Source organism: Pseudomonas sp. GW822-FHT06B12, from assembly GCF_058799675.1.
The window spans coordinates 397,189-419,617 of record NZ_JBXALR010000004.1 but is presented as its reverse complement, the minus strand read 5'-3'; the positions used below and the strand labels follow the sequence as shown (position 1 = coordinate 419,617).

Here is a 22,429-nt window from a genome sequence, read left to right as displayed (position 1 = left end):
GTAAGGGGAAGAACATGCAAAGGTTATCCACAGTACTGACAGCGGGGCTGCTGGCCTTGAGCAGTGTGTCGGCCTACGCCGAGCAAAGCTGCGACACGGTGAAGATGGCGGACCCGGGCTGGAGCGACATCGCCGCGACCAACGCCATCACCGGTTTCCTGCTTGAAGGCATGGGTTACAAGGCCAAGGTCGACACCCTGGCTGTGCCGATCACCTTTGGCGGACTCAAGGATGGCCAGGTCGATGTGTTCCTGGGCAACTGGATGCCGGCGCAGCAGGGTTTCTACGACAAGTTCGTGGCCAATGGCGATGTCACCCAACTGTCGAAGAACCTCGACGGCACCGAGTTCACCCTGGCCGTGCCAGACTATGTGTGGGACGCCGGCGTGCATGACTTTGCCGACCTGAACAAATACGCGGACCTGCATCCTGGGGAAGTTGACAAGAAGATCTATGGCATCGGCTCCGGCGCGCCGGCGAACATCTCGCTGCAAGAGATTATCAAGAAGAACGATTTCGACCTCGGCCAGTGGAAGCTGATCGAGTCCAGCGAACAGGCGATGCTCGCCGAAGTGTCCCGCGCGGTGAAAAAGCAGAAGTTCGTGACCTTCCTCGGCTGGACCCCGCACCCGATGAACGTGCAGCTGAAAATGCATTACCTGAAGGGCGGCGAGAAGTACTTCGGCGACACCGGCAGCGTCCACACCCTGACCCGTAAAGGTTATGCACAGGCCTGCCCGAACGTCGGCAAACTGCTGACCAACCTGAGCTTCACCCAGGAGATGGAGAACAGCATCATGGCCGAGGTGGTGAACAAAAAGGTCAGCAACGCCGATGCGGCGAAAGCGTGGATCAAGGCCAATCCGGCGGTGCTGGACAAGTGGCTTGATGGCGTGAAGACCGTGGATGGGAAGGACGCGTTGCCGATTGTGAAAGCAAAACTCTGAGCTCGATGATCGTTCCCACGCTCCCGCGTGGGAATGCATCCCGTGACGCTCCGCGTCACTTCTAGCAGCGGACGCGGAGCGTCCATGGCGGCATTCCCACGCAGAGCATGGGAACGATCACCTCAGCCCTGATACTCTTTCGCCAAAACCCCAATCAAGAGGCCCCATGGCAATCCCCAACCGCCATAAACTCTTCCCCTTTCTCAGCTGGCTGCCCAGGCAAACCCGCGCCAACGTCGGCCGCGATCTTGTCGTTGGCCTCAGCGGGGCGATTCTTGCGTTGCCGCAATCCATTGCCTACGCATTGATCGCCGGGTTACCCGCCGAATATGGCTTGTACGCCGCCATCATTCCGGTGTTGATCGCCTGCCTCTGGGGCTCCTCCTGGCATTTGATCTGTGGCCCGACGGCAGCAATCTCTATCGTTCTTTACGCCAGCGTCAGTCCCTTGGCCGTGCCCGGTTCCCAGGATTACGTCACGCTGATTCTGCTGCTGACCTTCCTCGCCGGTGTTTTCCAGTGGCTGCTGGGCATGCTGCGCTTTGGCGCGCTGGTGAACTTCGTCTCGCACTCGGTGGTGCTGGGTTTCACCCTCGGTGCGGCGGTGGTGATCGCCCTCGGGCAACTGCCGAACCTCTTGGGGCTGGACCTGCCGAATCAGGCCACGGCGCTGAACAGCCTGATGTCATTGATCGGCGACATCGGCGAGCTGGATAAACCGTCGCTGGTGCTGGGCCTCGTCACGCTGGCGGTAGGCATCGCGCTGAAACTGCTGCTGCCGCGCTGGCCGAGTCTGCTGATCAGCCTGATCTTCAGCGGCCTGTTGGTGTGGCTGTGGCCATCGATGTTTGGCCATGTGAAGTTGGTCAGTTCGTTCGTTGGCCGGCTGCCGCCATTCAGCCCGTTACCGCTGGATCTGGACCTGATGTTGCGTCTGCTGCCCAGCGCGGTGGCGGTCGGCATGCTCGGGCTGGTCACCAGCCTGTCGATTGCCCGCTCGTTGTCGGCGCGTTCGCAGCAGTTGCTCGATGCGAATCAGGAAGTCCGCGCGCAGGGGCTTTCGAACATTGTCGGCAGTTTTTTCTCAGGCTCCTTGTCGGCCGGCTCCTTCACCCGTTCAGGTTTGAGTTATGAAGCGGGCGCCTGCTCGCCGTTGGCCGGGGTGTTCTCGGCGCTGTGGGTGGCGTTGTTTGCGGTGGCTGGGGCGGCGCTGATTGCGCATATCCCGATTCCGGCCATGGCCGGGAGCATTCTGCTGATTTGCTGGGGATTGGTGGACCATCGCGGCATTCGCGCGTTGTTCCGGGTCAGCCATGCCGAATTCGCGGTGATGGCACTGACCTGCGTCGCTACCTTGCTGCTGGAGCTACAAACGGCAATCTATGCCGGTGTGCTGGTCTCGCTGTTCTTCTACCTCAAGCGCACCTCACAACCCCGCGTGCAGCAGTGGCGCGAAGGCGATGAAGAGATTTTGCGGGTCGGCGGCTCGATCTTCTTCGGCGCCAGCCACTACCTGCAAGTGCGTTTGCAACGCACTCAAGGGTTGAAGGTGGTGATCGAAGGGCAGTACATCAACTTCATCGACTATTCCGGCGTGGAGATGCTGCACCAGGAAGCGCGACGACTGCTCAGACAAGACCGCAGCCTGATCCTGCGCCGGGCGCGGGGGCATGTGGTCGAGGAGTTGATGAAGCTCGAAGGACCGGAGAAATGCCCGATCCGGTTCGAGGATTAAACCGACATCACGATGGCCCCCTGTGGGAGCGAGCTTGCTCGCGATGACGCCAGCAACTTCCAGCACTGATGTGACTGACAGATGGCTATCGCGAGCAAGCTCGCTCCCACATTGGTTATAACGCCAGTTGGCGGCGGAGTTCGGCCAGCACCGGTGCGGTGTCCGGGCGTACGCCGCGCCACAGAAAGAACGCTTCGGCGGCCTGTTCGGCGAGCATCCCCAGGCCATCCATCGACACCGCAGCGCCGTGTTCGCTGGCCCAGCGGCAGAACGAGGTCGGCTCCTTGCCGTACATCATGTCGTAGCAAACAGTCTTGCCCGGTTCGATCAGGCTGCTGGCAATCGGCGGTACATCGCCTGACAGACTGGCCGACGTTGCGTTGATGATCAGGTCGACCGGCTCACGTAGCCAGTCGAAACCACTGGCAGACACCGGGCCGAGATCGGCGAACAGTTCGGCCAGCAATTCGGCTTTTTCCAGGGTACGGTTGGCGATGATCACCGACGCCGGCTGCTCGGCCAGTAACGGTTCCAGCGCGCCACGCACAGCGCCGCCAGCGCCCAACAGCAGAATGCGTTTACCGCGCAGGCTGAACCCGGCGTTGACCGTCAGGTCCCGCACCAGCCCGGCACCATCGGTGTTGTCACCCAACAGGCTGCCATCCGCCAGTTTGCTCAAGGTGTTGACCGCACCCGCTCGCTGGGCCCGTTCCGTCAGGCTGTTGGCCAGACGATAGGCTTCTTCCTTGAACGGCACGGTGACGTTGGCGCCGCGACCTTCGTTGAAAAACGCCCGGGCACAACCGGAAAAGTCATCCAGCGGCGCCAGCAAGGTGCTGTAGTCCAGGTGCTGAGCGGTCTGCTCGGCAAACAGGCGATGGATCAACGGCGATTTGCTGTGGCCAATCGGATTACCGAATACGACGTAACGGTCCATCAGGATTCCTCATTCGCGTAGGAGCTGCCGAAGGCTGCGATCTTTTGATCTAAATCGGCGCAACGCCTTGAACAGATCGCAGCCTTCGGCAGCTCCTACAGGGGTTAGGCCAACCAATCGCGGTCTTGCAGGAAATACTCGGTCAGGCGCGCTTCTTCGCTGCCAGGCTCGGCCTTCCAGTCGTAGCCCCAGCGCACTTGCGGCGGCAGCGACATGAGGATCGACTCGGTACGCCCACCCGATTGCAGACCAAACAGCGTGCCACGGTCGTAAACCAGGTTGAACTCGACGTAGCGCCCACGACGAAATTCCTGGAACTCGCGCTGCTTCGCGGTGAAGGCTTGCGCCTTGCGACGCTGGACGATTGGCAGATAAGCGTCAATGTAAGCGTCGCCGATGGCACGCATGAAGGCGAAGCAGGTGTCGAAGTCCCACTCGTTCAAGTCATCGAAGAACAGACCGCCGATACCCCGAGGCTCGTTGCGATGCTTGATGTGGAAATAGCTGTCGCACCAGTCCTTGTAACGACTGTAGACGTCCGGCCCAAACGGCGCGCAGGCCTGCGCGGCCACGCGGTGCCAGTGCACGCAGTCTTCTTCATTGCCGTAGTAAGGGGTCAGGTCGAAGCCTCCGCCGAACCACCAGACCGGCTCTTCGCCTTCTTTCTCGGCGATGAAAAAGCGCACGTTGGCGTGGGACGTCGGTACATGCGGATTGTGCGGGTGAATCACCAGCGACACGCCGAGGGCTTCGAAGCCGCGTCCAGCCAGTTCCGGCCGATGAGCGCTGGCGGAAGGCGGAAGACCGCTACCAAAGACGTGTGAAAAGTTGACGCCGCCCTTCTCGATAACTGCGCCGTTTTCGATCACCCGCGTACGACCGCCACCACCGGCAGGCCGGGTCCAGGCGTCTTCGACAAAGCGAGTACCACCGTCTTCGGCTTCCAGCGCGGCACAAATACGGTCTTGCAGGTCGAGCAGGTAGGCTTTTACGGCCTCGGTGCGGGTAGTCATGGCATCACCTTGAATCGGGCAAAGCTACGCGGCGCTCGATCAGAACGGCGGCCGGCGCAAATGGGCGCGTAGCATAACACTGCACTCGTGACCGTCGCAGTTGACGAAGATCAAGCTTAGGAGTCCGATAGGGACCTTCGCCGAAAGACTGACGGCAAACACACCCAAGGAGAGTGCAGATGGCCAAACGTATCCAGTTCCGAGCCCATGGCGGGCCCGAAGTGCTTGAGTATGTGGACTTCCAACCGGCCGAGCCCGGCCCTCAGCAAGTGCGCGTCAGTAACAAGGCCATCGGTCTCAATTTCATCGACACCTATTTCCGCAGCGGCCTCTATGCACCGCCAGCCCTGCCATCAGGCCTGGGCTCTGAAGGTGCGGGCGTGGTCGACGCGGTGGGCAGTGAAGTGACTCGTTTCAAGGTCGGCGACCGTGTGGCCTACGGCAGTGGCCCGCTGGGCGCTTACAGCGAGATGCATGTACTGCCGCAAGACAATCTGGTGCATCTGCCGGACGCCATCAGCTTCGAACAGGCTGCGGGCGTCATGCTCAAGGGCCTGACCGTGCAGTACCTGTTGCGTCAGACCTATGAACTCAAGGGCGGCGAAACCATTCTGTTCCACGCCGCTGCCGGCGGTGTCGGTTCGCTGGCCTGCCAATGGGCCAAGGCCTTGGGCGTTAAGTTGATCGGCACCGTCAGCTCGCCGGAGAAAGCCGCGCTGGCAAAGGCCAACGGCGCCTGGGCAACCATCGACTACAGCCATGAAAACGTCGCACAGCGGGTGCTGGAGTTGACTGACGGCAAAAAGGTCCCCGTGGTGTACGACGGCGTCGGCAAGGACACCTGGCTGACCTCGCTCGACAGCGTGGCGCCACGCGGATTGGTGGTAAGCTTCGGCAACGCGTCGGGGGCGGTGGACGGCGTGAACCTGGGGATTCTTGCCGCGAAGGGCTCGCTGTACGTGACCCGGCCAACCCTGGGGACTTACGCCAACAATGCCGAGAACCTGCAAACCATGGCCGATGAGCTGTTCGCGATGATCATCAGCGGTAAGTTGAAGGTGGACATCAGCCAGCGTTATCCACTGGCTGAAGCGGCGAAGGCGCACATTGAGTTGTCGGCGCGGCGTACTACCGGGTCGACGGTGTTGCTGCCTTAAGTATCAGGGTGTTTGGAAGGGCCTCATCGCGAGCAAGCTCGCTCCCACACTGAATCGTTGTCGTACACAAAATCTGTGTTCGCTAAAGATCTACTGTGGGAGCGAGCCTGCTCGCGATGGGTTCACCTCGGTCTCACGCCGGGCGCACAACCTTGCCGGTCGCCAGATCGCGAATCAGGCTGGGGTTTTTGCGTCCGCCCAGATTACCGCCCAGCACCAGGTCGATTTGCCCACGGAAATACTGCTCGACGCGAATTCGCGTGCGCGCTGCCGGCCGGCCTTGCGGGTTGGCTGAAGTCGACACCAACGGCCCGACCAACGCACACAAGTCCCGCACTTGCGGATGATCGCTGACCCGCAGCGCCACGGTCTCGTGTACCCCGGTGATCCATTGCGGCAGCATGTTTTGATGGGGCACCAGCCAGGTGTTCGGCCCCGGCCAGGTACTGGCCATGCGATCCATCCACAGTTCCGGGAAGTCTTCGAACAGGAAGTCGAACTGGCGAATGTTGTCGGCAATCAGGATCAGGCCCTTTTCCACCGAGCGGCCCTTGATCGCCAGCAAACGATACACCGCCTCTTCGTCCCACGGGTCGCAACCCAGGCCCCAGACAGCTTCGGTTGGATAGGCAATCACCGCCCCTGCGCGAATTTCTCGTGCGGCTTGTTGCACACGCCAACTGTTGACCATTACCGACTCTCCAAAATAAGGCTGTGCGCAGTTTACCGATCTTTTATGAACCTAGCTTACGCGCGCAAACCAGCGTCCGCCTTCGCTCACCGCCCGGCCATCCATTTCAAGCTCTGTCAGCGCCGCCAATACCTTCGGCAATGCCCATCCCGCCGCGTCGGCCAGGGCCTCGCTGGTATGCGGCGCGGCAAACAGCAGGCACAGCAACGGGTGATCAATGGGGGCCGGGGCCTCTGTGGATAACGGCAGATTCTGCCAACCGCGCAGGCCTTCGAGGATATGTTCGATAGTTTCCACCAACACTGCGCCATCGCGGATCAACTGGTGGCAACCACGGGCGCCGGGATGATGGATGGAGCCTGGAATCGCATACACCTCGCGCCCTTGCTCCGCCGCCAGCCTGGCGGTGATCAACGAGCCGCTGGCAACACTGGCCTCGACCACCAGCACCCCGAGGGACAAACCACTGATAATCCGGTTGCGACGCGGGAAGTTGCTGGCCTGTGGCCCGGCATCCAGCGGAAACTCGGACACCACCGCGCTGCCCTGGGCAATCATCGCGTCGGCAATTCGTCGATTGCGCTGTGGATAAAAATTTTCCAGTCCGGTGCCGAGCACTCCAACCGTCTGCCCACCCACATCCAGCGCGGCCTGATGCGCCGCCGCATCGATGCCCAATGCCAAGCCGCTGGTGATGACAAAACCGGCACCCGCAAGGCTGCGGGAAAACGCCGTGGCGGTGTCCATCCCCGGCCTCGATGCGCGTCGGCTGCCGACCATCGCCAACTGCGGTTTTTCCAGAATGCCCGGATCGCCCGCGACGAACAGCAGCGGCGGTGGATCACTGATTTCTGCCAGCAGCGCCGGGTAGCCCGGTTGGTCAAACATCAGTAAATGCTGGCCTTCACGCTCTAGCCAGGCCAATGCGTGGTAGGCGCCGTCGCGAATTTCAGGGCTACGCCTGGCCTCGGCACTTGCCACTGGCAACCCCAACGCACGCCAGGCACTGGCCGGGGCGCTGATGGCTTTTGAGGCCGAGCCAAAGGCTTCGAGCAGCTTTTGAAAACGTCGTGGTCCGAGTTCCGGGAGGCGATGCAAACGCAAACGCGCTTCCAGTTCCGCCGGCGAAACCTGCGTAGGGGCAAACAGCGGCATAAGATCATCCTTGATCGTTATTGGTCCTGTTGATTCAGGAACAAGCTGTGGATAAGTCTGTTGGTAACTTGTTGAGTCTTTTACGGATTACGCACCTTGTCCATCACCGCCAAGGAGCGCGAGGCGTTCAGCACCAAGCCATAGCTGAGCTTTTCGTAGGTGCGGAAGATCATCAGCAAACCGGCGCGCTCATCCGGGATTTTCACCTGCTCGCCTGTCACCCGGTCACGCACGGTTTCGCCGGTTTTCATCACCACCAGCACGTTGCCTTCGACCAAGCCGTCGCGCTGGCCCTTGTTCAGGGTCACCACATCAAGCACGCCGATCTGCGTAACACCCCGTGGCACGTCGATGATCAAGCCGTGAATATCGGTTGGGGGTGCGCTGGGCATGAAGGTCGAATTGATCGCCCGCTCTTCGCCGCTGAACAAGCGGTCGCCGAGGCGAACCTCTTGGGTCGTGCGTTGCAAGGCAAGGGTCGCTACGTCGCCTTCAGTGGCGATGATCTCGCCGCCGCCGATGTCATCGGCGTTGATCCCCAGGAACTCTTTGCTTTGCGGGTCGCTGTAGACCTTGCCCTGCCGGAAGATGCCGTACACCGAATGCGCCGGGTCGAACTTGCCGCGCGCGTAAATGCGATCGCCCATGCCACTGAGCACCCGTTCGGCGTCACCGGCAACGATATACGGCGCCTTGTTGAAGTCTTCTACGTTGTCGATGATGCGGTTGCTCAACAGGAAGCTGTTGATGGATCGCAGCGGAATGCTCGGAATGGCGTCGGCCATCGGTGTGCTACGCACTTGTGGCGAGAGCTTGATAGTGCCCCTTGAAGCCCCGCGATTGACGGTCAGGCGCGGTTGCCCGTTGATATAGACCAGCGACAGCGAGTCGCCGGGATAGATCAGGTTCGGGTTTTCGATTTGCGGGTTGGCCTGCCAGAGTTCGGGCCACTTCCAGGGTTCGCGGAGATATTTCCCCGAGATGCCCCAGAGCGTGTCACCCGCCACTACGGTGTAATGCTGTGGGAAACCTTCCTTGAGTTGCACTTGTCCGTGTGCGAAACCGGCCGAGGCTAGAAGCAGCAAGGCGAGTAGTGATTTCCTCATGCAGTGAATCCCTTTATTATGTGCATTCGAGTAGAACGCCGGAGCCCCCGTGGCTCGCTCCCCTCTTGCTAATGAAAAGAAGGGAACTACGTTTTACAACGGTAGCCTGCATCTTCGGACCCGCCAGGCAATCGGCCCAGACTTTACTTCACACGTGCAGCAATTACGCTTATGGCTATTTTGAACATCCTCGAATTTCCCGACCCGCGCCTGCGTACTATCGCCAAACCAGTGGCCGTAGTGGACGACGAAGTGCGGCAGTTGGTCGATGACATGTTTGAAACAATGTATGAAGCACCCGGCATCGGCCTCGCGGCAACCCAGGTCAATGTGCACAAACGCGTCGTGGTCATGGACCTTTCCGAAGACCGCAGCGAACCTCGGGTGTTCATCAACCCCGAGTTCGAAACCCTGACCGACGAGATGGGCCAGTATCAGGAAGGCTGCCTGTCGGTACCGGGCTTCTACGAAAACGTCGACCGCCCGCAACGCGTCAGGATCAAGGCCCTGGACCGTGACGGCAAGCCGTTCGAGCTGATCGCCGAAGAGCTGCTGGCGGTGTGCATTCAGCACGAATGCGACCACCTCAACGGCAAATTGTTCGTCGATTACCTGTCCACGCTCAAACGCGACCGCATCAAGAAGAAACTGGAAAAGCTCCATCGCCAGAACGCTTGATGCCCTTCCAAAGGCTTGCTGCGGCAAGCCTTTTTCTTTTCCGCGTGTTTCCAACCGAGAATTCCCATGACTGAGCCACTGCGCATTGTCTTTGCCGGCACCCCCGAATTTGCCGCCGAACACCTCAAGGCCCTGCTCGACAGCCCTTACGAGATCGTTGCGGTCTACACCCAACCGGATCGTCCGGCGGGCCGTGGGCAAAAGCTGATGCCGAGCCCGGTCAAGCAGTTGGCTCTGGAGCACAACATCCAGGTGCTGCAGCCGCCAACCCTGCGCAACGCCGACGCCCAGGCCGAACTGGCCGCGCTCAAGCCGGACCTGATGGTCGTCGTGGCCTACGGCCTGATCCTGCCGCAAGTGGTGCTGGATATTCCGCGCCGGGGCTGCATCAACAGCCACGCCTCGTTACTGCCACGCTGGCGCGGTGCGGCGCCGATCCAGCGCGCCGTCGAAGCGGGTGACCGTGAAAGCGGCGTGACCGTGATGCGCATGGAAGCCGGCCTCGACACCGGGCCGATGCTGCTCAAGGTCACTACGCCAATCAGCGGCGCTGACACCGGCGGCAGCCTGCATGACCGTCTCGCCGAGATGGGTCCGCCGGCAGTCATTCAGGCAATTGCCGGTCTGGCCGCCGGCACGCTGGAAGGCGAAGTTCAGGACGACAGCCTCGCTACTTATGCTCACAAATTGAACAAAGACGAAGCGCGCATCGACTGGAACCGTCCAGCGGTCGAGTTGGAACGTCTGGTTCGCGCGTTCAATCCGTGGCCGATCTGCCACAGCACGCTCGACGGCGAAGCCTTGAAAGTGCTGTCCGCCAGCCTCGCCGAAGGCAAAGGCGCACCGGGCGAGATCCTCAGCGCCAGCAAGGACGGCTTGATCGTCGCCTGCGGTGAACAGGCGCTGTGCCTTACCCGCCTGCAATTGCCCGGTGGCAAAGCGCTGAACTTCAGTGACTTGTTCAACAGTCGTCGTGAGAAATTTGCCGTGGGCAGCGTCCTGGGCCAAGCGATGGACGCCCAATGAACCCGCGTCTGGCCGCCGCCAAGGCACTGGCCGCCGTCCTTAACGGCAAGGCTTCGCTGAACAGTTCGCTACCGACGCAGCTGGACAAGGTCGAAGACCGCGATCGCGGCTTCACTCAGGACCTGGCCTTCGGCACCGCACGCTGGCAGCCGCGCTTGTCGGCGCTGGCGGCCAAGTTGCTGCAAAAACCCTTCAAAGCCGCTGACGCCGATGTCGAAGCGCTGTTGCTGGTCGGCCTCTACCAACTGCTTTACACCCGCGTCCCGGCTCACGCCGCCATCGGTGAAACCGTGGGTTGCGCCGACAAGCTGAAAAAGCCCTGGGCCAAAGCCTTGCTCAACGCCGTACTGCGCCGCGCCCAACGTGAAAGCGAAGCGCTGCTGGCCGAGCTTGAGCACGATCCGGTGGTGCGCACCGCCCACCCGCGCTGGCTGCAAAAATCCCTCAAGGCTTTCTGGCCTGAGCAATGGGAAGCGATCTGCGCGGCAAACAACGCGCACCCGCCGATGATTCTGCGGGTCAACCGTCGTCATCACACTCGCGACGCTTACCTCGCCTTGCTGAGCGATGCCGGCGTTGCAGCCAAACCGTGCGTGTTTAGCCAGGACGGCATCGTGCTCGACACGCCGGGCGATGTGCGCCAGCTGCCGGGCTTTGCTGAAGGCTGGATCAGTGTGCAGGACGAGGCCGCACAACTGGCGGCGGACCTGCTGGACCTGGCGCCGGGCCAACGGGTGCTCGACGCCTGCTGCGCACCGGGCGGCAAGACCTGTCATATCCTCGAAGTAGAGCCCAAACTGGCCGGCGTGGTGGCCGTGGACCTGGAAGCCAAGCGTCTGGTTCGCGTGCGGGAAAACCTTGAGCGGCTGGGCCTCAGCGCCGAATTGATCGCCGCCGACGGTCGCGACACTCAGGCGTGGTGGGACGGCAAGCCGTTCCAGCGCATCCTGCTCGACGCACCGTGCTCGGCGACCGGCGTCATTCGCCGGCACCCGGACATCAAATTGACCCGCCAGCCGGATGACATCGCCGCGCTCGCGGTGCTTCAAGGTGAGTTGCTGGACGCAATGTGGCCGACCCTCGAAGTCGGCGGCATTCTGCTGTACGCCACCTGCTCGACCTTGCCGACTGAAAACACCGAAGTCATCGAAGCCTTCCTCGCCCGCACATCGGGCGCTCGCGAACTCGACATCGCCAGCCAGGCCGGCATCAAGCAACCTCATGGCCGCCAGTTGCTGGCGCAAGAGGGCGGTCACGACGGGTTCTATTACGCCAAGCTGATCAAGATTGCCGCCGCACGCGGTTAAGCGGATTTCAAGGGAGTGACCGGATGAAGATCATCATCCTCGGCGCCGGGCAGGTGGGCGGCACACTGGCGGAACACTTGGCCAGCGAAGCGAATGACATCACCGTGGTCGACACCGACGGCGAACGCCTGCGTGACCTCGGTGACCGTCTCGATATCCGCACCGTGCAAGGTCGCGGCTCGTTCCCGACGGTGCTGCGCCAGGCCGGAGCCGACGACGCCGACATGCTGGTGGCGGTGACCAACAGCGATGAAACCAATATGGTCGCCTGCCAGGTCGCGCACACCCTGTTCCACACGCCGACCAAAATCGCCCGGGTGCGCGAAGCCGCGTACCTGACCCGCGCCGGCCTGTTCGACAACGACGCGATTCCGGTCGACGTGCTGATCAGCCCGGAACAGGTGGTGACCCACTACATCAAGCGCCTGATCGAGCACCCCGGTGCCTTGCAGGTGATCGACTTTGCCGAGGGCAAGGCCCAGCTGGTGGCGGTCAAGGCTTACTACGGCGGGCCGCTGGTGGGTCAGCAATTGCGTCAATTGCGCGAACACATGCCGAACGTCGACACCCGCGTGGCGGCGATCTTCCGTCGCGACCGGCCGATCCTGCCGCAAGGCGACACAGTGATCGAAGCCGACGACGAAGTGTTTTTCATCGCCGCCAAAGCGAACATTCGTGCCGTGATGAGTGAAATGCGCCGGCTCGACGAGAGCTACAAACGCATTGTCATCGCCGGCGGCGGGCAGATCGGCGAACGGCTGGCCGAGGCTATCGAAAGCCGCTATCAGGTGAAAATCATCGAGATGAACCCGGCGCGCTGCCGCCACCTCTCGGACACCCTCGACAGCACCGTGGTGTTGCAGGGCAGCGCCTCGGACCGCGATTTGCTGCTGGAAGAGAACATCGCCGACGCCGATCTCTTCCTGGCGCTGACCAACGATGACGAAGCCAATATCATGTCGTCACTGTTGGCCAAACGCCTGGGCGCGAAGAAGGTGATGACCATCATCAACAATCCGGCCTATGTCGACCTGATTCAGGGCGGTGACATCGACATCGCCATCAGCCCGCAACTGGCGACCATCGGCACCTTGCTGGCCCACGTGCGCCGTGGCGATATCGTCAGCGTGCACTCACTGCGCCGCGGTGCGGCAGAAGCCATCGAGGCCATTGCCCATGGCGATGCGAAGTCGAGCAAGGTCATCGGCAAGGCCATCGAAAACATCGTCCTGCCGCCAGGCACTACCATTGGTGCGATCATTCGCGACGAAGAAGTACTGATCGCCCACGACGACACAGTGATCGAAGCTGGCGACCATGTGATTCTGTTCCTTGTGGATAAAAAGCATATCCGCGATGTGGAGAAGTTGTTTCATGTGGGGTTGAGCTTTTTCTGATCCGGGCTCTGCGCTGGCCGGACTGGCCCAATCGCGAGCAGGCTCGCTCCCACAGTGGATTCGGTTGTACACAAAAACGGCGTCCACTGAAGATCACATGTGGGAGCGAGCCTGCTCGCGATAGCGGTCTCACTAAAACAGATCAATCCCTGACCCCCCTCAACAAGGAATCCACCCAATGATCGAATCCCTGGAAAAAATGCTCGCCAAAGGTGTGGATAACTCGTTGCTGCGCTTCGGTCTGGGCAAGGGTTATCTGGATCTGGGCGAAAATGCCAAAGCAGCCGAGCATTTCAGCCGCTGCGTGGAATTCGATCCGAAGTATTCGGCAGCCTGGAAGTTGTTGGGCAAGGCCCACTTGGCGCTGGCTGACCATGCAGCCGCCCGTCAGGCTTGGGAGCAGGGCCTGGAAGCCGCCCGCGCTCACGGCGACAAGCAGGCAGAAAAGGAAATGACGGTGTTTCTGAAGAAGCTTGACCGGTTGGGCAACTGATCAAAAAACGCTCAATTCAAAGGTAACGCAGGCCGATGCCTTCAGCGTCGACCAGCACCACTTCCATGCGCACTCGCGGCGCACCGCACGGCAAACCCTGCACCTGGCCATAGACCACGGCGCCCTTGGCCAACGCCGCGAGCGTCGGATGCTTCACATAGACGCCGCTGGCGGAAAGGTTGCGAGTCTGGCCCAGGCACTCGCCGAAGCTCTCGTGCTGGATCTTGATTCGAAATGACTTACGGTGTTCGGACATCTTCTGCGCCCTTGATTGAACGGTTGTGGATAACCCCAACCCAAGGTTATCCACAGATCATGCCAATGGGATCAATACCAGCGCTCTTCACCCGGCGGGCGTTTCTTGAAGCGCTTCATGCTCCACATGTATTGGCTCGGGTATGCCCGCACGTACTTCTCGACGATCTGGCTCATGGCCGCGCAGGACGTCTCGGTATCGGTGCTGTACATCGCCTCGGGCGCGGCTTCCAGGATCACTTTGTAGCCTGAACCGTCCGGCAGGCGCAGGGCGTGCAGGAAGACTCCGACTGCTTTGCCGCCCGCGAGCATGTTCGGCACGAACTTGCTGGTCAGGGCCTTGGTGGCAAAGAAGGGCACGAAGATCCCGGCGGATTCGGCCGGTTCCGGGTCAGCGGGTATGCCCACTGCACCACCTTTGCGCACTTCCTTGATGACGCTGAGGATGCCTTCCTTGGTGGACGCTGCCACGCGGTTGCCCAATTGCACCCGTTGTTTGCGCAGCAATTCATCCACTGCCTTGAGCTTGGGTGGACGGTAGAAAATGATCGGTTTGCACTGGCTGCAATAGAAGTGGTTCAACACTTCCCAGTTGCCCAGGTGGCTGGTGATGCCGACCACGCCTTTGCCGGAAGCCAGCGCGTCCTTGAGCACGTCCAGACCTTCGACTTCACGCACCAGATCGATAGAGCGCTGGGCCGGCCAGATCCAGGCGCAGGCGCTTTCGGTCAATGATTTGCCGATGTCCATCAGGCTCTGTCCCACTAAACGCTCGCGCTCGGCGGCGTCCATCTGCGGGAAACACTTGGCGAGGTTGATGCGCACCACGTCGCGGGAACGGTTGGGGGTTTTCCACATGACCCAGCCAATTGCCGCGCCTACCGCTTGCACCGCCCGCCACGGGAGCAGGGCAAACAAACGCAGAGCGCCTACCAGCAAGGCGCCTTTAAACTTATCCACAGGTCACTCCTGATCTTCTGAACCGACGTAATGATCCGTATCGCGAGCCGGCTATTCTAACCGCCCACTGCGCAAGATGGCGTAGCGATCACAATCGGTGGTGTGATCCATGACCATCCCCGAGGCCTGCATCAGGGCATAGCAAATGGTCGGGCCGACAAAGGTGAAGCCGGCTTTCTTCAAACCTTTGCTCATCGCTTCGGCCTCGGGCGTCACGGCCGGCACTTCGCTGCGATCCTTGAAATGATTGATCTTCGGGACGCCGCCGACAAACGACCAGAGCAGCGCCACCGGGTCTTCCAGCGCCATCCAGGCCTGGGCATTGCGCCGGGCGGCATTGAGTTTGAGACGGTTGCGAATGATCCCCGGATCGAGCATCAAATCGTCGATTTCGGCGTCGCTCATCTGCGCCACGCGCTGCACGTCGAAGCCGAACAGTGCCTCACGGTAGCGTTCGCGTTTCCTCAGCACGGTGATCCATGACAGACCGGCCTGGAACCCTTCGAGCAAAAGCAACTCGAACAAGCGCTGCGCATCGCGTAGCGGTACGCCCCACTCTTGATCGTGATAAGCCATGTACAGCGGATCTTCGGAACACCAAAAGCAGCGTGGCATAAGGCTCCAGGGGGCGTGCGGACGAACGAATCGGGTATACTCCCGCTCTTTAAATCGCAGCCCAAGAAACAGGTGAATTTCGTGAGCCAGCCTACGCCAGCCGTGCGTACCTTCCAAGACTTGATCCTCGCCCTCCAGCAATACTGGGCCGAGCAAGGTTGTGTGGTACTTCAGCCCTACGATATGGAAGTAGGCGCCGGCACTTTCCATACCGCCACGTTCCTGCGTGCCATCGGCCCGGAAACCTGGAACGCCGCTTATGTGCAGCCCAGTCGTCGCCCGACTGACGGCCGCTACGGTGAAAACCCGAACCGTCTTCAGCACTACTACCAGTTCCAGGTAGTCCTGAAGCCGAACCCGGACAACTTCCAGGAACTGTACCTGGGCTCCCTCAAGCACGTGGGCCTGGACCCATTGGTGCACGACATCCGTTTCGTCGAAGACAACTGGGAATCGCCAACCCTCGGCGCGTGGGGTCTGGGCTGGGAAGTCTGGCTCAACGGCATGGAAGTGACCCAGTTCACCTACTTCCAGGCAGCCGGCGGCATCGAGTGCTACCCGGTAACCGGCGAGATCACCTACGGTCTCGAGCGTCTGGCCATGTACCTGCAAGGCGTGGATTCGGTCTACGACCTGGTCTGGGCTGACGGTCCGTTCGGCAAAGTGACCTACGGCGATGTGTTCCACCAGAACGAAGTGGAACAGTCGACCTACAACTTCGAACACGCCAACGTCGAGAAGCTGTTCGAACTGTTCGATTTCTACGAAAGCGAAGCCAAGCGCCTGATCGAACTCGATCAACCGCTGCCGCTGCCAAGCTATGAAATGGTGCTGAAGGCCTCGCACACCTTCAACCTGCTGGATGCGCGCCGGGCGATCTCGGTGACTGCGCGTCAGCAATACATTCTGCGTGTCCGCACCCTGGCGCGTTCCGTTGCGCAAGCCTACCTGCTGGCTCGCGCCAAGCTGGGCTTCCCGATGGCGACCCCGGATTTGCGTGATGAAGTGTTGGCTAAGCTGGAGGCTGCACAATGAGTGCTCAAGATTTCCTGGTTGAACTGGGCACCGAAGAGCTGCCACCCAAGGCCCTGAACACCCTGGCCGATGCGTTCCTCGCCGGCATCGAGAAGGGCCTGCTGGCCGCTGGCCTGGGCTTTGAAGCCAAGCAGGTCTACGCCGCACCGCGTCGTCTGGCCGTGCTGATCACCAAACTGGCCACTCAACAGCCGGATCGCAGCATTAACCTCGACGGCCCGCCACGTCAGGCCGCCTTCGACGCCGAAGGCAATCCAACCCAGGCCGCCCTGGGCTTCGCCAAGAAGTGCGGCGTCGAGCTGAGCGAAATCGATCAAAGCGGGCCGAAGCTGCGTTACAGCCAAAGCATTGCCGGCAAGCCGACCGTCAGCCTGTTGCCGACCATCGTCGAAGACTCGCTGAACGACCTGCCGATTCCCAAGCGCATGCGTTGGGGCGCTCGCAAGGAAGAATTCGTTCGCCCAACCCAATGGCTGGTGATGCTGCTCGGCGACCAAGTGGTCGACTGCACCATCCTCGCCCAGAAGGCTGGTCGCGATTCCCGTGGTCACCGCTTCCATCACCCGGAAAGCGTGCGCATCACCTCGCCGGCCAACTACCTGAGCGACCTGCGCGCGGCCTACGTACTGGCCGATGCCAATGAGCGCCGCGAGCTGATCAGCACGCGTACCGCCGAGCTGGCCACCCGTCAGGAAGGGACTGCAATCGTTCCACCAGAGCTGCTCGACGAAGTGACCGCGCTGGTGGAATGGCCAGTGCCGCTGGTGTGCTCGTTCGAGGAGCGTTTCCTCGATGTGCCACAAGAAGCCCTGATCACCACCATGCAGGACAACCAGAAGTACTTCTGCCTGCTGGATGCCGACGGCAAGTTGCTGCCACGTTTCATTACCGTGGCCAACATCGAGAGCAAAGACCCGCAACAGATCATCGACGGTAACGAGAAAGTGGTTCGCCCACGTCTGACCGACGCCGAATTCTTCTTCAAGCAAGACAAGAAGCAGAAACTCGAAGACTTCAACCTGCGTCTGCAGAACGTGGTGTTCCAGGAAAAACTCGGCAGCGTCTACGACAAGGCCGAACGCGTTTCCAGACTCGCCGCGTTCATCGCTCCACACATTGGCGGCAACGCCCAGTGGGCGGCGCGTGCGGGCCTGCTGTCGAAGTGCGACCTGGCGACCGAGATGGTCGGTGAGTTCCCGGAGATGCAAGGTGTCGCCGGTTACTACTACGCCCTCAACGATGGCGAGCCAGAAGATGTCGCACTGGCGCTGAACGAGCAATACATGCCGCGCGGTGCCGGCGCTGAATTGCCGACCACCCTGACCGGTGCAGCCGTGGCAATCGCCGACAAGCTCGACACTCTGGTCGGCATCTTTGGTGTCGGCATGCTGCCAACCGGTAGCAAAGACCCGTATGCCTTGCGCCGTGCCGCTCTTGGCGTGTTGCGGATCCTGATCGACAAGAAGCTCGACCTCGACCTGACCGACGCCGTGGCTTTCGCTGTCAACTCGTTCGGCAGCAAGGTCAAGGCTGCTGGCCTGGCTGATTCGGTACTGGAGTTCGTCTTCGACCGTCTGCGTGCCCGTTACGAAGACGAAAGCGTGGATGTCGCCACCTACCTGTCGGTACGTGCCCTGAAACCGGGTTCGGCGCTGGACTTCGATCAGCGTGTACAAGCCGTGGAAGCGTTCCGCAAATTGCCGGAAGCCGCGGCACTGGCGGCGGTGAACAAGCGCGTATCGAACCTGCTGAGCAAACTCGAAGGCAGTGTGCCGTCCACCGTTGAAGCCAAGTACTTCGACAACGCCGCCGAGTTCTCCCTGTACTCGGCGATCCAGCAAGCGGATCAAGCGGTGCAGCCAATGGCTGCGGCCCGTCAGTACCGCGAATCGCTGGCGCGTCTGGCCGCCTTGCGCGAGCCGGTCGATGCGTTCTTCGAAGCAGTGATGGTCAACGCTGAAGACGCCAAGGTCCGCGCCAACCGCTATGCGTTGCTGGCACGCTTGCGTGGCCTGTTCCTCGGCGTTGCCGACATCTCGTTGCTGGGCTGAGGAGCTGCTGTTGAAACTGCTGATTCTCGATCGGGACGGAGTGATCAATTACGACTCCGACGCTTACATCAAGTCGGTGGAGGAGTGGATTCCGCTCCCCGGCTCGATCGAAGCCATCGCGCAGTTGAGCAAAGCCGGCTGGACGGTAGCGGTCGCTACCAACCAGTCGGGCATTGCTCGCGGCTACTACGATGTCGCCACCCTCGACGCCATGCACGAGCGCTTGCGCACGTTGGTGGCGGAGCAGGGTGGCGAGGTCGGGCTGATCGTCTATTGCCCGCATGGGCCGGACGAAGGCTGCGACTGTCGTAAGCCCAAACCTGGCATGCTTAAAACCATTGCCGCACATTACGACGTGGCGCTGACTAACCTGTGGTTCGTCGGCGACAGTCTCGGTGACCTGGAGGCGGCAAAAGCCGTCGACTGTCAGCCAGTTTTGGTAAAAACCGGAAAAGGCGAAAAGACTCAGGGCTTGACCCTACCGGTAGGTACTTTGATTTTTGACGATCTGGCGGCGATTGCCGCAGAACTTATCCACAACTAGGGCGATTCTGACATCCTGATCAAGGACTGTTCGGGAGCGCACTTTTAATAGGCAAATGCCGCTATGTCGATCTTGCAGGCAATCAGAACCTTTCTTTTTTACCTGCTGCTGGGCACCAGCTCGTTGCTCTGGTGCAGCCTGAGCTTTTTTATCGCGCCTTTTTTACCGTTCAAGGCGCGCTACCGTTTCATCAACGTCTACTGGTGCCGCTGCGCACTGTGGCTGAGCAAGGTGTTCCTGGACATTCGCTATGAAGTCAAAGGCGCCGAGAACATCCCTGACCAGCCGTGCGTGATTCTGTCGAACCACCAGAGCACCTGGGAGACATTTTTTCTGTCGGCCTACTTCGAGCCGTTGAGCCAGGTGCTCAAGCGCGAACTGCTGTATGTGCCGTTCTTCGGCTGGGCGATGGCCATGCTGCGACCGATCGCCATCGACCGCGACAACCCGAAAGCCGCGCTCAAGCATGTGGCGAAGAAGGGCGACGAGCTGCTCAAGGACAATGTCTGGGTGCTGATCTTCCCGGAAGGCACCCGAGTTCCGTTTGGCACGGTGGGCAAGTTCTCTCGTGGTGGTACGGCGCTGGCGGTCAATGCGCAGTTGCCTGTGCTGCCAATCGCCCATAACGCCGGCAAGTTCTGGCCGAAAACCGGTTGGCTGAAAACACCTGGCACCATCACCGTGGTCATCGGCGCGCCGATGTACGCCGAAGGCAGCGGCCCACGAGCGATTGCCGAGCTCAACGACCGCGCTGCGGCCTGGAACGAACAGACCCAACGAGACATGGGTTCGCTGCCACCATTGCCTGCTGCGGCGGATAAAGAGACTGTCTGAGGTTCTGTGGATAACCTGTGTACGGTTTTGTTGAAAAGCGTCTTATTTGTTAGCTAAATTTATGATTTATATAGATATTTCTTAAGCTCATAAAACGCAGGAAAACGTGCATAAGTTTTCACGACGCAAAAAAAACCGGCTATTTGCGCCGGTTTTTTTATACCTGTTTAAAGGTCTTTCATTCATCCAGCAACGGCAATTGAACGCTGAACGTCGTGCCTTGCCCAATCCGGCTTTCACAGAAAATCCGTCCACCATGTCGATCCACCACGGCTTTGACCATCGACAACCCCAGGCCCAATCCGTCACTGCCTTGAGACGATGCAAAGCGCCGGTACTGGCTGAACAACTCGGGCAGCTCCTCGGCCGTAATTCCTTTGCCCTGGTCAGTGATCTCGCAGGTCAGCCAGCCCTGTGCACAACTCACCCGCACGCGGACCTGCGAACCTGCCGGGCTGTACTTGATGGCGTTTTCCAACAGGTTGAACAGCGCCCGGGTCAGCAACGACTGGTCGGCCAGAACCATGCCTTCCGCCTCTTCATCCAGATCATGCAGCAACTCGATCTGCTTGAGCTGCGCGGTACTCATCGCCTGATCAAACGCATCAAGCACCAGCATCGCGAACATGCTCGGTTCGAACTGGTACGCCTCGGACTCAGCTTTGGCTAACTGCACAAAGGCCTCGGTCAGGCTCAAGGCTTTGCGCACTTGCAACTCGATCTGGCTGAACAGCTGCGCGTCACCTGTGCCTTGGTAATGCTGGACGTCGAGCAGGGCCAGAATCGCCGAGTGCGGCGCACGCAAGTCATGCGAAAGGAACCGCAACAGAACCGCGCGCTGCTCCTCGGCATCGCGTTCGAGGCTCAGATCCGTAAGGCTGAGCAGCCAGCCAATCGCTGTTCCACCTTCCGCCGGCAGTAACGGCGCCAGATCCAGACGCAGGCTTCGCCCTTGGGTGTCGCGAAACTCGCTGGTTTCAAGCGTCGACAACGCGGGGTGTCCCTCTTCAACCAGCCCCGGATAACCAATATCCGAGAGCCGTTGCAGCAAGTCTTCGCCGACCAGATCACTGGCAAACAGACTCCGGGCGTTGCGGTTGGCCAGCAGGATTCGCCCGCCGGGATCACTGATCAGCGTCGCAACCGGTAGATACTCCAGGCCGTCGGCGATGAACCGTCGGGTGTCGCGGGTCCGGCTCATGGCCTGTTCCAGTGCAACGATCTGCCCCTGCAATACATCGCCGACCGGTGATGGCGTGCGGCGGCGCTCAGGGAACACTTTCGGCTCACTATCAAGCCGGGCCAGTTCCCAGCCGAAGTAGGCGAGCACCGCGCTCAGGCGTCGCCAGCTCCAGATCAGGTAACCCAGCAGCATTCCGAGCAAACTGGCTGCGGGCGACCACCACCAACCCGCTCGAAGCAGCAGAGCCGAGGCGAGCAGGGCCATCACCATGCATCCCAGGGTCAACCACAAGGCGCGCCGTGGACGGAACAGCAGCAAGGCCAGCAGCAACGCGACGATGACCGTCGACAACCCGACCACCCAGCCATCGGCGAGCACCACGATGCTGCGCTGTTGCAGCAGACCGTTGAGGATGTTGGCTTGAATCTCGATGCCCGGCGTTGTGCCGATACTCTCCGATTGCGGTGTCACATAGCGGTCGCCCAGCCCAGGCGCCGTGGAGCCAATCAGGATCAGGCGATCACGCAACAACTCGGGTGGGACTTCGCCGCGCAGCACGCTGACATAAGGAACACTGGGGAAGCCCGCATTCGCGCTGATAAAGGGAATTCGAATGCCGTTGGTTCGTTGCCAGCCTTGAACCGTCAATGATAACGGCGAGCCGGGCAGGGTATCCGGGCCGTCTGTGGTCATCTCGTAGAGCAACCAGGCCAATTGCGCTCTCGGGTTGCGCTCAGGTCCTTCGCGCAGGTACACGCTGCGCACGATGCCATCAGCATCCGCTTCGGCGTTGATATGCCCGATACCTTTGGCGCAGTGGCTCAACGGCGCTACCGGTTCGATTTCACCCAGCGGCTGCCCATAGCGCGCAACCCCTTCGCGCAGCAAAGGCACGAACACATTGCCGGCCCGGCACATCGCTTGTGCCAGGCGCAGGTCGTTGTCGGGAAGCTTGTCGGGCTCGCTGAAGATGACGTCGAACAGCACGCCCTTGGCCTTCGCCTCGGTGAGCCGATCCAGCAGGTCGGCGTGTAAGGTTCGTGACCAGGGCCACTGACCAAGTTGCTGCAGGCTGTAATCGTCGATAGTGACGACGAGGATTCGTGGATCGACCGGGAGCGGGCTCAATCGACGCAGGTTGTCGTACAGAAGATTGCTCAGCGTCAGCCCATGGCTCAAGGACAGAATCGCCGTCAACGGCAGCAGGATCAGACTGACCCACAGCCATTCCCGGACCATCCGATGAAACAGCCGCTGGGCCTGAGTCGGCTCGCGACCTTCCCTCCTTGGTCTGTGCTTCATCGGCAAAT

The 22,429-nt window shown here is 60.7% G+C and carries 21 protein-coding genes; 12 read left to right on the top strand and 9 right to left on the bottom strand.

Annotated elements, in window-relative coordinates:
- Positions 1 to 14: 14 nt before the first annotated feature.
- Complete coding sequence (choX, locus tag AC1RKH_RS11935; RefSeq protein WP_493062803.1) at positions 15 to 947, top strand: choline ABC transporter substrate-binding protein; 933 nt, start codon at positions 15 to 17, stop codon at positions 945 to 947.
- Positions 948 to 1,113: 166 nt separating this feature from the next.
- Positions 1,114 to 2,682, top strand: a complete 1,569-nt coding sequence (locus AC1RKH_RS11930) for a SulP family inorganic anion transporter (protein WP_493062802.1) — start codon at positions 1,114 to 1,116, stop codon at positions 2,680 to 2,682.
- Between the two features lie 115 nt (positions 2,683 to 2,797).
- On the opposite strand, the gene aroE is transcribed toward AC1RKH_RS11930, so the two are convergent.
- Positions 2,798 to 3,619, bottom strand: a complete 822-nt coding sequence (gene aroE, locus AC1RKH_RS11925) for a shikimate dehydrogenase (protein ID WP_493062801.1) — start codon at positions 3,617 to 3,619, stop codon at positions 2,798 to 2,800.
- A gap of 104 nt (positions 3,620 to 3,723) precedes the next feature.
- Complete coding sequence (hemF, locus tag AC1RKH_RS11920) at positions 3,724 to 4,632, bottom strand: oxygen-dependent coproporphyrinogen oxidase (protein ID WP_123427047.1); 909 nt, start codon at positions 4,630 to 4,632, stop codon at positions 3,724 to 3,726.
- A 179-nt stretch (positions 4,633 to 4,811) separates the two neighbouring features.
- On the opposite strand from hemF, the gene AC1RKH_RS11915 reads away from it, so the two are divergent.
- Positions 4,812 to 5,789: an NADPH:quinone reductase gene (locus AC1RKH_RS11915; protein WP_493062800.1), complete on the top strand. Its 978-nt coding sequence runs from the start codon at positions 4,812 to 4,814 to the stop codon at positions 5,787 to 5,789.
- A gap of 133 nt (positions 5,790 to 5,922) precedes the next feature.
- Here the strand turns inward: AC1RKH_RS11915 and tsaC are convergent, their stop codons facing one another.
- From tsaC to AC1RKH_RS11900, 3 genes are all read right to left on the bottom strand, one after another.
- On the bottom strand, positions 5,923 to 6,480 hold the full coding sequence (gene tsaC / locus AC1RKH_RS11910; protein ID WP_071552626.1) for an L-threonylcarbamoyladenylate synthase type 1 TsaC: 558 nt from the start codon (positions 6,478 to 6,480) through the stop codon (positions 5,923 to 5,925).
- A gap of 51 nt (positions 6,481 to 6,531) precedes the next feature.
- Positions 6,532 to 7,635: a DNA-processing protein DprA gene (gene dprA / locus AC1RKH_RS11905; RefSeq protein ID WP_493062799.1), complete on the bottom strand. Its 1,104-nt coding sequence runs from the start codon at positions 7,633 to 7,635 to the stop codon at positions 6,532 to 6,534.
- A gap of 80 nt (positions 7,636 to 7,715) precedes the next feature.
- A complete protein-coding gene (locus tag AC1RKH_RS11900) occupies positions 7,716 to 8,741 on the bottom strand; it encodes a LysM peptidoglycan-binding domain-containing protein (RefSeq protein WP_493062798.1) in 1,026 nt (341 codons plus the stop codon).
- A gap of 171 nt (positions 8,742 to 8,912) precedes the next feature.
- Between AC1RKH_RS11900 and def the strand changes: the two genes are divergently transcribed.
- The 5 genes from def to AC1RKH_RS11875 all read left to right on the top strand — a co-directional run bounded on the left by def (position 8,913) and on the right by AC1RKH_RS11875 (position 13,642).
- Positions 8,913 to 9,419, top strand: coding sequence for a peptide deformylase (gene def, locus AC1RKH_RS11895; RefSeq protein ID WP_123427054.1), 507 nt, complete (start codon positions 8,913 to 8,915; stop codon positions 9,417 to 9,419).
- Positions 9,420 to 9,485: 66 nt separating this feature from the next.
- The gene (gene fmt / locus AC1RKH_RS11890; protein WP_493062797.1) at positions 9,486 to 10,445 is read left to right on the top strand and encodes a methionyl-tRNA formyltransferase; all 960 of its coding nucleotides are present in this window, start codon (positions 9,486 to 9,488) and stop codon (positions 10,443 to 10,445) included.
- Entirely contained in the window at positions 10,442 to 11,752 is a 1,311-nt protein-coding gene (gene rsmB, locus AC1RKH_RS11885) for a 16S rRNA (cytosine(967)-C(5))-methyltransferase RsmB (protein ID WP_493062796.1), read from the top strand. The genes fmt and rsmB overlap by 4 nt, the downstream gene beginning before the upstream one ends.
- A gap of 23 nt (positions 11,753 to 11,775) precedes the next feature.
- The gene (gene trkA / locus AC1RKH_RS11880) at positions 11,776 to 13,149 is read left to right on the top strand and encodes a Trk system potassium transporter TrkA (RefSeq protein ID WP_123427060.1); all 1,374 of its coding nucleotides are present in this window, start codon (positions 11,776 to 11,778) and stop codon (positions 13,147 to 13,149) included.
- A gap of 178 nt (positions 13,150 to 13,327) precedes the next feature.
- Positions 13,328 to 13,642 carry a tetratricopeptide repeat protein gene (locus AC1RKH_RS11875; RefSeq protein WP_493062795.1) on the top strand — a complete coding sequence of 105 codons (315 nt, stop codon included), beginning with the start codon at positions 13,328 to 13,330 and terminating at the stop codon, positions 13,640 to 13,642.
- A gap of 16 nt (positions 13,643 to 13,658) precedes the next feature.
- Here the strand turns inward: AC1RKH_RS11875 and AC1RKH_RS11870 are convergent, their stop codons facing one another.
- From AC1RKH_RS11870 to AC1RKH_RS11860, 3 genes are all read right to left on the bottom strand, one after another.
- A complete protein-coding gene (locus AC1RKH_RS11870) occupies positions 13,659 to 13,898 on the bottom strand; it encodes a PilZ domain-containing protein (RefSeq protein ID WP_123427063.1) in 240 nt (79 codons plus the stop codon).
- A gap of 71 nt (positions 13,899 to 13,969) precedes the next feature.
- On the bottom strand, positions 13,970 to 14,857 hold the full coding sequence (locus AC1RKH_RS11865; RefSeq protein WP_493062794.1) for a lysophospholipid acyltransferase: 888 nt from the start codon (positions 14,855 to 14,857) through the stop codon (positions 13,970 to 13,972).
- A gap of 51 nt (positions 14,858 to 14,908) precedes the next feature.
- Positions 14,909 to 15,472, bottom strand: coding sequence for a DNA-3-methyladenine glycosylase I (locus AC1RKH_RS11860; RefSeq protein WP_493062793.1), 564 nt, complete (start codon positions 15,470 to 15,472; stop codon positions 14,909 to 14,911).
- An 81-nt stretch (positions 15,473 to 15,553) separates the two neighbouring features.
- On the opposite strand from AC1RKH_RS11860, the gene glyQ reads away from it, so the two are divergent.
- From glyQ to AC1RKH_RS11840, 4 genes are all read left to right on the top strand, one after another.
- A complete protein-coding gene (gene glyQ / locus AC1RKH_RS11855; RefSeq protein WP_031319418.1) occupies positions 15,554 to 16,507 on the top strand; it encodes a glycine--tRNA ligase subunit alpha in 954 nt (317 codons plus the stop codon).
- Positions 16,504 to 18,558 (top strand): glycine--tRNA ligase subunit beta, encoded by a 2,055-nt coding sequence (gene glyS, locus AC1RKH_RS11850; protein WP_493062792.1) that lies wholly within the window; start codon positions 16,504 to 16,506, stop codon positions 18,556 to 18,558. Before glyQ ends, glyS begins: the two co-directional genes overlap by 4 nt.
- 4 nt (positions 18,559 to 18,562) lie before the next feature.
- Positions 18,563 to 19,102 carry a D-glycero-beta-D-manno-heptose 1,7-bisphosphate 7-phosphatase gene (gene gmhB / locus AC1RKH_RS11845; protein WP_185015443.1) on the top strand — a complete coding sequence of 180 codons (540 nt, stop codon included), beginning with the start codon at positions 18,563 to 18,565 and terminating at the stop codon, positions 19,100 to 19,102.
- A gap of 63 nt (positions 19,103 to 19,165) precedes the next feature.
- Positions 19,166 to 19,936, top strand: a complete 771-nt coding sequence (locus AC1RKH_RS11840) for a lysophospholipid acyltransferase family protein (RefSeq protein WP_123581840.1) — start codon at positions 19,166 to 19,168, stop codon at positions 19,934 to 19,936.
- A 178-nt stretch (positions 19,937 to 20,114) separates the two neighbouring features.
- Here the strand turns inward: AC1RKH_RS11840 and AC1RKH_RS11835 are convergent, their stop codons facing one another.
- On the bottom strand, positions 20,115 to 22,421 hold the full coding sequence (locus AC1RKH_RS11835) for a CHASE2 domain-containing protein (RefSeq protein WP_493062791.1): 2,307 nt from the start codon (positions 22,419 to 22,421) through the stop codon (positions 20,115 to 20,117).
- Between the last annotated feature and the right edge of the window lie 8 nt (positions 22,422 to 22,429).

What these genes read in the sequence shown, in the direction of transcription:
- choX (WP_493062803.1), top strand. Translation starts at nt 15, where the DNA reads ATGCAAAGGTTATCCACAGTACTGACAGCGGGGCTGCTGGCCTTGAGC.
- AC1RKH_RS11930 (WP_493062802.1), top strand. Translation starts at nt 1,114, where the DNA reads ATGGCAATCCCCAACCGCCATAAACTCTTCCCCTTTCTCAGCTGGCTG.
- aroE (WP_493062801.1), bottom strand. Translation starts at nt 3,619, where the DNA reads ATGGACCGTTACGTCGTATTCGGTAATCCGATTGGCCACAGCAAATCG.
- hemF (WP_123427047.1), bottom strand. Translation starts at nt 4,632, where the DNA reads ATGACTACCCGCACCGAGGCCGTAAAAGCCTACCTGCTCGACCTGCAA.
- AC1RKH_RS11915 (WP_493062800.1), top strand. Translation starts at nt 4,812, where the DNA reads ATGGCCAAACGTATCCAGTTCCGAGCCCATGGCGGGCCCGAAGTGCTT.
- tsaC (WP_071552626.1), bottom strand. Translation starts at nt 6,480, where the DNA reads ATGGTCAACAGTTGGCGTGTGCAACAAGCCGCACGAGAAATTCGCGCA.
- dprA (WP_493062799.1), bottom strand. Translation starts at nt 7,635, where the DNA reads ATGCCGCTGTTTGCCCCTACGCAGGTTTCGCCGGCGGAACTGGAAGCG.
- AC1RKH_RS11900 (WP_493062798.1), bottom strand. Translation starts at nt 8,741, where the DNA reads ATGAGGAAATCACTACTCGCCTTGCTGCTTCTAGCCTCGGCCGGTTTC.
- def (WP_123427054.1), top strand. Translation starts at nt 8,913, where the DNA reads ATGGCTATTTTGAACATCCTCGAATTTCCCGACCCGCGCCTGCGTACT.
- fmt (WP_493062797.1), top strand. Translation starts at nt 9,486, where the DNA reads ATGACTGAGCCACTGCGCATTGTCTTTGCCGGCACCCCCGAATTTGCC.
- rsmB (WP_493062796.1), top strand. Translation starts at nt 10,442, where the DNA reads ATGAACCCGCGTCTGGCCGCCGCCAAGGCACTGGCCGCCGTCCTTAAC.
- trkA (WP_123427060.1), top strand. Translation starts at nt 11,776, where the DNA reads ATGAAGATCATCATCCTCGGCGCCGGGCAGGTGGGCGGCACACTGGCG.
- AC1RKH_RS11875 (WP_493062795.1), top strand. Translation starts at nt 13,328, where the DNA reads ATGATCGAATCCCTGGAAAAAATGCTCGCCAAAGGTGTGGATAACTCG.
- AC1RKH_RS11870 (WP_123427063.1), bottom strand. Translation starts at nt 13,898, where the DNA reads ATGTCCGAACACCGTAAGTCATTTCGAATCAAGATCCAGCACGAGAGC.
- AC1RKH_RS11860 (WP_493062793.1), bottom strand. Translation starts at nt 15,472, where the DNA reads ATGCCACGCTGCTTTTGGTGTTCCGAAGATCCGCTGTACATGGCTTAT.
- glyS (WP_493062792.1), top strand. Translation starts at nt 16,504, where the DNA reads ATGAGTGCTCAAGATTTCCTGGTTGAACTGGGCACCGAAGAGCTGCCA.
- AC1RKH_RS11840 (WP_123581840.1), top strand. Translation starts at nt 19,166, where the DNA reads ATGTCGATCTTGCAGGCAATCAGAACCTTTCTTTTTTACCTGCTGCTG.
- AC1RKH_RS11835 (WP_493062791.1), bottom strand. Translation starts at nt 22,421, where the DNA reads ATGAAGCACAGACCAAGGAGGGAAGGTCGCGAGCCGACTCAGGCCCAG.